Here is a 10,114-nt window from a genome sequence, read left to right as displayed (position 1 = left end):
ATAATGACACGCGGGTGAACCTGTTGGCGCTGGCGGCCACCTTGGTCTGGCGAGAACCGATCCAGGAGGTGCTGCGGGAGCGGATCATGCGGCCGATCGGCGCGTCGCCCACTTGGCAGTGGCACGGCTACGAGAACTCGTGGATCCTGCTGGACGGCACCAACGTCCAGATCCCGAGCGGTGGCGGGCACTGGGGCGGCGGAATGTTCATCAACGCGTACGACCAGGCCCGGTTCGGTCTCCTCACCGCCCGCCGCTACAGGTGGGGCGACGAGCAGCTCCTCCCCGTGGAGTGGTGGGAGATGGCCATCACCCCCACCGGCGCGAATCCCGGCTACGGCTTTATGAACTTCTACCTGAACACCGGCCGCCAGGGGTTAGCGAGTGCGCCCGAGTCGGCGTGGATCCACCTGGGCAGCGGTACGAACATGATCTACTGCGACCCAAAGCACGACCTAGTCATCGTCACCCGCTGGATCAACGGCCGGGTAATGATGGAGTTCGTAGCGAAGGTGCTGGATTCATTACAGGAATGATTGGTATTGGATACGACGAAGATAAGCTTTTGTTGGGTGACAAATGGAAATCTTCTAAAGCTATGCTAATGATTAGTCCCGAACATAATGGATTCAATTTCCAGACTGGCCGCTGATAATGGGCCCGGTGTAATACACCAAGATGGTGCTGCTAAACATGGTAAACCGCACCTTAGCATACGGATTGTAGCATACACATCTGGACAATCCGGAAACTGAATAAGATCCGCATTACCTCAAGTAAGGGGTAGGACTCGAACCCCCACAACCCTGCGCACACCGGCTTTTGAATCCGAACGGCCTTGACTAGAGATTTCTAAAGTATTCAATAAAGAGTAGTTACCTCCATTTAAGAAGGGTAGTAATAGTACCGTTCAGTAGGTTTTATCAGGGAGGCCAATAGAACATCGGTCGATCAGTTAGCCTGCCGTATTAGCATTTGGATGTGACTGTCCAGAAATCTTAGTAGGTGTTTCATCGCAAGCACATAACCGGCTACTTGGTGGCTGAGCGGAATCCTGTTCAATATCGTCCTTGACCTGCTGAACTGAAGATGGTGGAGAAGTTGCTTATGTAAATGGGGAGCGAGGGAGTCGGCTAATATTCATTTGGAATTATATTCACTAGATTCCATACGCTATAGGGTGGATACTGGCTCCACCACCTATTTCAATAGTGTCCCTGCTTCCGGCCCCGCCGTAGGCGGGAATGATGACGGCACTACTCTGACGCCTATTTTTATAATAGCATCTTGAGGGACTTGGTTTATGCGTCAGCGCCCTGTTGGCAGACTGAGAGCGCAAACCGGGGATTAATTTGATATAATACTGTCCATCATCTTTGCATCCAGCATAACGAACCACGTACATTGTGTGTGACCATGTATTCGATGCTGAAAAGATACAGACCGTTCCAGTCCTTATGGCGGTACTATAGCTTCCTCCTGATCATATTCATCTATAGTGCTTGTACGGAAAAGATCACTAATGGTCCTACGACTACTGGCAATAGCTTCAGCACCGATGGCAACTTCATCCTTGAGAACGAGGTACCATTCGTGGTTCAAGGGATTGTCTATGTGCCCGGCTATCCAGGCTACCTCCCGTGGGACATTGAACAGTCTACATCACTACCGGCAAAACTGAAAGCCAGCATCGATCAAGATATCGCAGATATAAAGAATATGGGTGCCAACACTATCAGATTCTGGGGAGCGCCTCGTTATTGTTATGAGGCACTAAAGAATGTTGGAGATCTCCACATTATCCAAACCATATGGATTGATTCTGAGCAGCCCGATTTCCAGGACTCAGTCTTCAAAGACCAAACACGGTCCTACATTCGAAGCGTTGTTGATCGGATCTATTCCGTTTTCACCGATCACAATCCACCCCTGCTGGCATATCTAGCGGGAAATGAGCTGAGCGAGGCAAGCATTCGATCAACGAACGCCAACCATCCGGACATTACAGGCTACTCGGGTACGTACGTAACCACCGATAGCAATACGACCGCCACCGAAGCCTTTTTGGCAGAGATGGCAGATTATATCAAGACGTATGAAATGGCTACTTACGGCAACCTTCCGTTGGTGTCCTATGCGAATGAGATTCGGACCGCGGATCTGATCGACACCCCATTTTTGGACTTTCGAAGTCACAACGCTTACTCGTATGCAGTGCCATATTATCGTCCATCAACAACACCTGGAAGTTCCACTGGGACCATGTTCCAAGGTTGGATCGAACGATTGAAAGCGAAATATCCGGATGTTCCCTTGCTGATCACCGAGACTGGCCTAAGCGTGGCTCCAAACGCACCCCATCTTGGCCCCCCCAATTACGGCTACGGCGGGAATACAGAACAAGAGCAAGCCGAGGGTATCCTCCAGAACCTGCAGGACATTGCTAGTACCGACCAACAAGTCGCTGGAGTATGCATCCACGAGTATCTGGATGCCTGGTGGAAATTCGGATTGGAGGATTCCTACTCACAGGACCCGGATGACGTAGAGGAATGGTTCGGACTGGTCAGGTTGTACAAAACAGGAGATTGGTACGCGACCGACTTCCGGGAATCTTACCAGGTTGTGAAAACAGAGTGGACGTCAGCTGGTGATAATTAACCGGAATGTCCAGAAAGGAAAAGGAGTAAAAAGGGCGGTTTACTCGTAGCTCAGGCCATAGCCGTACTCAAACAGCGGGTAGTAGCCGGTGTCACCCTCATTGATCGGGATTTGATCCATGTTTGCCGGCCAAGTGAAGGATAGTTTCCCTGTAGGACTGTAATCGCCAAACAGGACATCCGCAACTCCCTGGCCTTCAGTTCCCGGCAGCCAAGCCACGAGGCAGGCGTCCCAGTTTCCAAGCCCACCGGAAATGATCAGAGGACGTCCTGATATCAGGATGACGACTACAGGAATTCCGTTGGCTTTTACCCGCATTATCGCTGATACATCCTCATCAGCCAGGCTAAGATCGGTTCGATCACCATGCCCCTCCGCATAGGGAGTTTCACCCACAACCACAATTCCCACGTCTGCACCGTGCGCCCCACTACCATCAATCGAATACGTAACGGTGGTCGAATTGGAAACCGTGTTCCGTATTCCCTCGAGAACGGTCGTGCCCTCGGTAATATCACCGCTTCCGCCTTGCCAAGTAATGGTCCATCCACCGCACTGATAGCCAAGGTTATCAGCGGCTTTGCCCGCCACGTGTATTCGCCCGAGATTCTTGGATAAGGGGAGTAATTGCGCTTCATTTTTCAGGAGCACCAACGATTGCCGAACACATTCACGCGCTACGTCCCTGTGTTCCTCGGACCCTACTATAGAGGACATGCCAATATCGGCATAGGGAGTTTCAAATAATCCCAGGCGAAACTTGATGCGCAGAATCCTGCGCACCGCGTCGTCTATTCTTTCAAGGGCTACCTCCTCCTGCTCGACCAGGAGCTTCAAGGTACCGATGAATTCCCTGTAATTCTGGGGGACCATAATCATATCCAGGCCAGCATTGATGGAAATGCGGACATCGCTGGTATAATCCCCGGGCAAATGATCGATGGCTCCCCAATCCGATACCAGGAAACCGTCAAAACCGAGCTCTTCCTTCAGGACGGTGGTGAGTAGGTAATGGTCTCCATGGACTTTCTGCCCATTCCAGCTGTTATAAGAGGCCATGACCGACCCCACGCCTGCACGGATAGCCTCCAAGTAGCCAAGCATGTGAATGTTGCGCAGAGCTTGTTCATCCAATTGCACATCACCGGCATTGTGTCCGCCAACGGTACCCCCATCCCCCACAAAATGTTTCGCGCATGCCAGGATAGTCCCGGGAGCTGACAGATCAGTGCCCTGGTAGCCTCTAACGGCAGCAAAAGCCATGGACGCGACGAGCTCGGGATCTTCTCCGAATCCCTCGTAGGTGCGACCCCAGCGCTCGTCCCTGGGAACCGCGATGCAGGGAGAAAACGTCCAGTGGATCCCCGTAGCAGCCACCTCCCTGGCGGTAATCGCGGCAGCTTGTTCTACCAGGGATGGATTGCGTGTGCAACCCATACCGATATTGTGAGGGAAGATCACGGCACCCACGACATTGTTATGACCATGAACAGCGTCAATTCCATAGATGATCGGAATACCCAGGCGTGTCTGCAGGGCGATACTCTGGTACGTATTGACCATCTTCGCCCATGCCTGCGGAGCGTTAACTGCCGGCGTTGAACCACCACCGCTGAGAATCGAACCCAGGTAGTAGTCAGAGATGTCCTGCGGCTGCTGAATGAATCCCCGGTCTACCTGAGTCATCTGACCGATTTTTTCTTCCAGGGTCATGCGCTGCAGCAGGTCTTCGACCCGTTCTGCTACCAGACGGTTTGGATCTTGATAGGGGAGCAGCTCTTCGCCGTTATCAGTGGGTTGTTTGCAGCTGAAAATCAGCGCGAAAGGCAAGAATAAGCAAAGAATGCGATTAGGTCTGTTCAACTTATGGACGCTGGTAGACTGCAACATAGTCGATGTCGTGGTATTGTGGGAAAACGGTAGTCTCATTCGGGTTACCCGGCCAATCCCCGCCCACAGCGGTATTCAGAATAATAAAGAATGGCTTTCCCGGGACTCCTTCCGAAGAAATGAACCGGAGGGTATCATCAATGAACCACTTAATGATTCCCGGTTCCCATTCGACTGCAAACGTATGAAAATTTTCCGTATAGTCTATTGAACTGGTATGGCTACCTCCGCGTGAGGGATGCCACCCATTTCGATGCTCGCCCCAGTGGTTGGTCATGTAAATAGTATGCGGATCATGGCCGAGGAATTCCATGATATCAATTTCGGGAGGCCAGCTGCTGTCTTGGGGGAGCATCCAGTGGGCCGGCCACATGCCTTGCCCGCGAGGGAGGCGGGCGCGCACTACAAACCGGCCGTAGGTCCAAGAATGCTTGTTCTGGGTGTGCACCTGTCCCGAAGTATACTCCTTGCTGCCGTAAGGCCGCTTCTGGCTCCTGATCCGCAGACATCTATTTTCGATATAGACGTCCTCAGGGACATAGTACTGGAGCTCGTTGTTATAACTGTGTTCACGGTTCAAAACATTCCACAAGAACCTATTCACCGTTGAGTCTTCAAACTGATCGTACCAGACCAGCTCCCATCCCTCATACTCGGGCAAGCCGTGTCCATCATCCTCCACATTCCCATCGGAAGAATCATCACAGGCCGCAGCGGACCATACCACTACCATTGCCAAACTGAAGAGCCGCAGCAAGCGATACATGGGTAAGGGCTTCATTTCAAGAGTATCATCTTTCTGGTTTCCGAGTGGTACTGAATACCATCAATTCCTATATCAAGGCGATAGAAATAGACACCGCTGGGCAGCAATATATCGCAGGCTATGTCATGCTGTCCCGGTCCCAGCCAATCGCCTAGCAGCGTCTGGAGCTTTCGTCCCCGAAGGTCATAAACGGAAAGCGATGTATAACTACTTCTGGCAAGTTGAAATGAAATCGTAGTGGAGCTATTGAAGGGATTGGGGAAGTTTTGGTGCAGTTGATATTCGCAGGGGACATCCGCCGAGCCTGGCAGGGTACTTAATCCTTGAAATTCAATGATCAATCCGTTGAGCACCGGTGTACCCACCACCGCCGCGAAGTGTAGATCAATGATCCCATCGATAACTTCCACCGAATCCACCAGAATATCGTACGCTCGGAATTTTCCTACCCGGCTGAAGATGTCCAGCTTCCCAGCAATAAGGCTGTTTTCGATGAAGACATCGAATACCCGCCCGCCGAGTTCGGCGTATTCGTTCTCCGAAAACATCATAGTGATCCGGTATCGGCCATCAGGCACCCGCACTCGATATTTGGCGGGTCCCACTATCGCGCTTTTGTATACTTCCCGATTTTTTGGGGCATCTATAGAAGCGCTGCCCCACCATGCAGACCAGCCGTCCAGGTAACCGTATCCCTGATCATAGCCCCACTGCTGATCGGGTAGAAAGTCATTGTAGGCTTGCCCTCCAACGTTGAGCCGTACGGGGAACGTCAAAGGTGGCACATAGGGCAGATCGACGACGACACCTGTCTGTACATTGGGCTGCGGTGCTGCCAGATCCTTGATCTGACTGACCGTCAACTGGTAGTCCCCTTGCGGATTCAAGCCTGAAACCATCAGCTCCACCGTGCGTCGGTCATAAAATTCGATCTCAGTGATGGACACGCCGGGGATAGCATAGTGTGAGAGATCCAGGGCACTGATGCTGTCAACATCCTCTGAGAATAGAGCGGTTACCGTGCTGCCTGAAGCCCGGGCCCATATCACCGTAGGCGGATTATTGTCTATATAGCCTGTATTCACGCTATCTGTGAGACAAAGGATCATGCATCCATTATCCAATACCACGTTCTCAGGTGTGAAGTCTACATTGTTGCCTTCCCAGGTATGCGTGGCTTTGGCCCATCTGGCAGTGTCCCAGGAATGGAAATCATCCTTCCATTGGAGGGTGAAATTGTTATTTGTACCGGTGTTGCCGCTGCCGGAATCGTAGCTCGCATAGCTGACCCAGTCGTAATAATGAAAGACAGGCAGGATAGCCTGGTTCCACTCTCCGGACCAATTGGGATAGGTTGGGATCCAGGTGTTCATCATGATCTTCTGGGGCCGGATCAGGGTTTGGATATGCTCGCCCGTCTGCCGCGCCACCTCCTGGCCATCCACAAACCAGGCCACGTAATACGGAGTCCATTCGATGGCATAGGTGTGGAAGTCCTCGAAAGGATTGAAAGGTATCGATTGGTGCCGGACGTGGTTGGTTACTCCCGGTGTGATGGTATTGAACTGCACATCATCCACGTAGCGCCCCATAATCTCGATGTCAATTTCATTCCACTCATCCGATGACGCGGCGTCATGATAGGTAAAGAAGGACGCCAGCTGACCGCTGCCCCGCCCCGGTTTGCATCGCACTTCGAAGCGCCCGTAGGTGTAAGCAGCGATAGTACGGCATTCACCCCCCTTGTAATCTTTCGCTGAAACAGGGCAACTCGCTCCTATAAGCGCGCACAACAGGCAACGCAACACCCAGGTAATGCCTAATTGGTTCCTTGTCTGGAATGGATTCCCAGGGAACATAGTGAGCTCCCGGTCCCTTACTCCGACTTCCTCCCGTAGTCCAGCCGACTATCGGTGGTGATCAAAGGAAAGTCAGGAACTACGATGGGGTAGGCAGCCTGAGGCTGTATTGCAAACAGGTCAATCCGCGTGAGCTCGATTTCCTCAAACATGTCGGTGTTGATCACTATAATGTCATTATACTTAGCCTGAAGGCTATCTATGTAAGGGTTCAGATACTGGGAAATTGCACTCAGATAATTGCTACTGAAATTGTCTTCGTATCCAATCCGCTCCAGGTACTCGTACTTGGCGTAGAGCGCTTGCAGGTAATCATGCCACAGGTTGGTATTTCGCTCTACCATGTTGACTTGATCGTAGCCTTTCCTATGCGCTTCTTCTGTGAGATATTGATCCCTGATCAAGTCCACCACCGCCAATTTGAATTGTTCTGGAAACTCCGATCCATCGAATGTCTTTTTCCTGAAAACCAGGGGGTGGGATTTCACCATGTCGAGAAAGTCACCCACCGTCATCAACTGATCGTTGATAGCGAAGAAAGGTTGATTGCGATCATAATCGAACAGGCTGCCTGCCCTCTGGCCGGCGGCAAACTCCGGATTCACTTCTGACCAGAAGGTCTGCTTGAGGATCTCCTTGTCTTCATCTGGTACCTTGAGGTAGATGGGCGCTAGCGCCCGGACAAGTCGCCAGAAGGTGTGATCAACAAACTGAACCTGTTTACCTTGCATTACCTCACTCATGTACTGCTCAAATAGCCGGTCAGCCTGTCTACTCGTGAGGCGCTCAACCACATCGTTCCACCGCTGCCTGGATCCTTGCTCACTGATGTCGATCCGATCCCGCCAGCCAAGGACCTTCATGAACAGGTATTCATTGTCCTCAGTGACGATGGGGCCGATCACCTGGTTCACGCTGACGGGCTGCAAATAGAGGGCGTGGCGGAGCTGATCAGCGTGGGGTTCCTCCCAGCTGATATCTCGAATCGGTGGTTCCGGTTGCTGGCTATAAGCCCGATAGATGGGATCAAAAGCATCAGGATTCTCTAACAACGCAGCCCTAGCGCTGTCTGCCTGGTCCTGATTAAGAAGTGTGAAAAAAGCCACCCGGTATCGGCGGCCGGCTCGTTGGTACACTCGCTTAATGTCGGAAGTATCAAGTCGTACTTGTTGATAAGCCTCGGTATGGTACAGCCATTGTCGCATGGCTTGTTCCCTGCGTCCCTTAATAAAGGCACGAAATTGTTCATTCTCGACGAGTGGATTGTTGTTCCCTGCCTCGATCGCCAGGAGCTTTTCGGCTATGAGAGAGTTAAGTACGATTTTCTTATGAATATAATTATCGCTGTTGCAGTAGGGTGGGCGCGGCGTGTATTCCGCCCGCCGGATGAATTCGTTCAGGGAGATGGTTTTATCACCAACCCGAACAAGAATCGTTTCATCTGGTTCCGGAACCGATGGTCTGTGGCAGGACAGCGAGAGTAGCAAACCAAGAGAAATGGGAATCAGAGCTGAAGGGAATGCCGGGTGGGTAGGAGTTATCAAGAGAATGACTCAAAATTACCTAATAAGGGAATTAGTTACTATGAGACCTGGAATGGTCGTGGCACAGTAGAGTGGCCGAGCGCCCCGGCTTTTCCAGAATCAACTGTCTTATCCCGTCCTACTCTTTCCTTTCCCGCCGTGGAGGTGGATACCCAGGCATATTCAGAAGCTGATCCCGATAGTATAAGACTGAGTATCACCGAGGATGCCCAAGGTCTTATAGGCATAGTCCATTTTTACTCCAGCGTTGCGCATGAACCGCAATGCTATTCCACCACCTAGAGTCAGGCCGTACTCCGACTGGTTCATGAAGAGTGCTTTGTACCCGCCACGGAGATAGAAGCTCCCGAAGGATGGAGCTTTGAACTGGTACTGGAAGCCGGCATTGATCGACTCTGAATTGTTGTTGGGGTGCAGAGCATCCAAGGCCAGGGTCAACCGGTGATACCGAGAGACGAGAGGATTGACTGACATACCGATCCTGAAAATGAGTGGAAGTTCCCATTCCTGCATTTTGAATTGGCCGGGTACATCGCTATAGTTCCCCTGTTCGTCCGGCAGTAAGTCGATACCCGTCAATAAGTCCATGCCATCAAAGCGTAGCCGAGTGCCGTAATTGGAGATACTCATACCGATCCTCAGGCCGTCGCTTCGATCGCCCGTCAGTGTGAAGAAGTGCGTATTGACAATTACCCCCAGGTCCACTGCGAGTGCGTTGGCGCTGGTGTGCCAGATCTGGGAAGAAATGTACTTCGCTGCGGCGCCGAAGGCGAACCAGTCGGTGATCATTCTTGAGTAAGCCAGGCTGAAGCTGAGATCGTTGGCCGAGTACATTTCACCGGTTCCTTCCTGCATCATCATGTTGGTGACCTCTATATCACCGTAGTCCAAGTTGAAGAGTCCCAATGAAAAGGTACCGTAGGGGGCTCGAACCAGCCCGACGCCGACAAAAATGGTATGAATGTCTGCGATCCACGGTTGATACATGAACAAGGCTTCATTTTTCTCGAGGAAAGCGAGACCAGCCGGATTCCAATATATACAAGATAGATCACCGGCCATGCTTACATAGGCTTCCCCCATTGAATTCCCGGCACTCCCGATACCGATCTCCAAGAAGTTGGCCGCCGTAGTCCCGACCCGGTGCGGTTTTTGAGCCAGACTGATAGTCGTGATCATCATCATAGTAAATAGGATCAAATGGGCTTTTCTGGTAAAGGTCATCATTCTCTCATCCTTACAGACTTTATTTGATCACTGCGAATTTGCCGATTCGTTCATCCCCGGTGGCATCAGCTTTCACGTGGTAAATATACATGCCTGCTGCAATCTCCAAACCCTCGCGGGTTAACAAGTCCCAGTGCGCCGTGCCATTATCCCGGTCATTGTCAACC

7 protein-coding genes are annotated in these 10,114 nt (G+C 51.7%); 2 read left to right on the top strand and 5 right to left on the bottom strand.

Going from position 1 to position 10,114, the window contains the following annotated elements; genetic code table 11:
* Positions 1–536 (top strand): serine hydrolase (locus ACETWG_13140; GenBank protein MFB0517531.1); only part of this gene is annotated, 536 nt, incomplete at its 5' end.
* Between the two features lie 889 nt (positions 537–1,425).
* The gene (locus tag ACETWG_13135; GenBank protein ID MFB0517530.1) at positions 1,426–2,661 is read left to right on the top strand and encodes a hypothetical protein; all 1,236 of its coding nucleotides are present in this window, start codon (positions 1,426–1,428) and stop codon (positions 2,659–2,661) included.
* 39 nt (positions 2,662–2,700) lie between these two features.
* Here the strand turns inward: ACETWG_13135 and ACETWG_13130 are convergent, their stop codons facing one another.
* The 5 genes from ACETWG_13130 to ACETWG_13110 form a co-directional block, all read right to left on the bottom strand.
* Positions 2,701–4,524, bottom strand: coding sequence for a glycoside hydrolase family 3 protein (locus tag ACETWG_13130; protein ID MFB0517529.1), 1,824 nt, complete (start codon positions 4,522–4,524; stop codon positions 2,701–2,703).
* A gap of 1 nt (position 4,525) precedes the next feature.
* Complete coding sequence (locus ACETWG_13125) at positions 4,526–5,332, bottom strand: family 16 glycosylhydrolase (protein ID MFB0517528.1); 807 nt, start codon at positions 5,330–5,332, stop codon at positions 4,526–4,528.
* Positions 5,329–7,176, bottom strand: a complete 1,848-nt coding sequence (locus tag ACETWG_13120; GenBank protein MFB0517527.1) for a family 16 glycosylhydrolase — start codon at positions 7,174–7,176, stop codon at positions 5,329–5,331. Before ACETWG_13120 ends, ACETWG_13125 begins: the two co-directional genes overlap by 4 nt.
* Positions 7,177–7,193: 17 nt before the next feature.
* Positions 7,194–8,720 (bottom strand): hypothetical protein, encoded by a 1,527-nt coding sequence (locus tag ACETWG_13115; GenBank protein ID MFB0517526.1) that lies wholly within the window; start codon positions 8,718–8,720, stop codon positions 7,194–7,196.
* Between the two features lie 162 nt (positions 8,721–8,882).
* Positions 8,883–9,947: a PorV/PorQ family protein gene (locus ACETWG_13110; GenBank protein MFB0517525.1), complete on the bottom strand. Its 1,065-nt coding sequence runs from the start codon at positions 9,945–9,947 to the stop codon at positions 8,883–8,885.
* Positions 9,948–10,114 lie beyond the last annotated feature (167 nt).

The organism is Candidatus Neomarinimicrobiota bacterium, assembly GCA_041862535.1.
Taxonomy (GTDB): Bacteria; Fidelibacterota; Marinisomatia; order SCGC-AAA003-L08; family TS1B11.
This window is presented reverse-complemented; position numbering and strand designations above follow the sequence as displayed.

What these genes read in the sequence shown, in the direction of transcription:
- ACETWG_13120 (MFB0517527.1), bottom strand. Translation starts at nt 7,176, where the DNA reads ATGTTCCCTGGGAATCCATTCCAGACAAGGAACCAATTAGGCATTACC.
- ACETWG_13125 (MFB0517528.1), bottom strand. Translation starts at nt 5,332, where the DNA reads ATGAAGCCCTTACCCATGTATCGCTTGCTGCGGCTCTTCAGTTTGGCA.
- ACETWG_13135 (MFB0517530.1), top strand. Translation starts at nt 1,426, where the DNA reads ATGCTGAAAAGATACAGACCGTTCCAGTCCTTATGGCGGTACTATAGC.
- ACETWG_13110 (MFB0517525.1), bottom strand. Translation starts at nt 9,947, where the DNA reads ATGATGACCTTTACCAGAAAAGCCCATTTGATCCTATTTACTATGATG.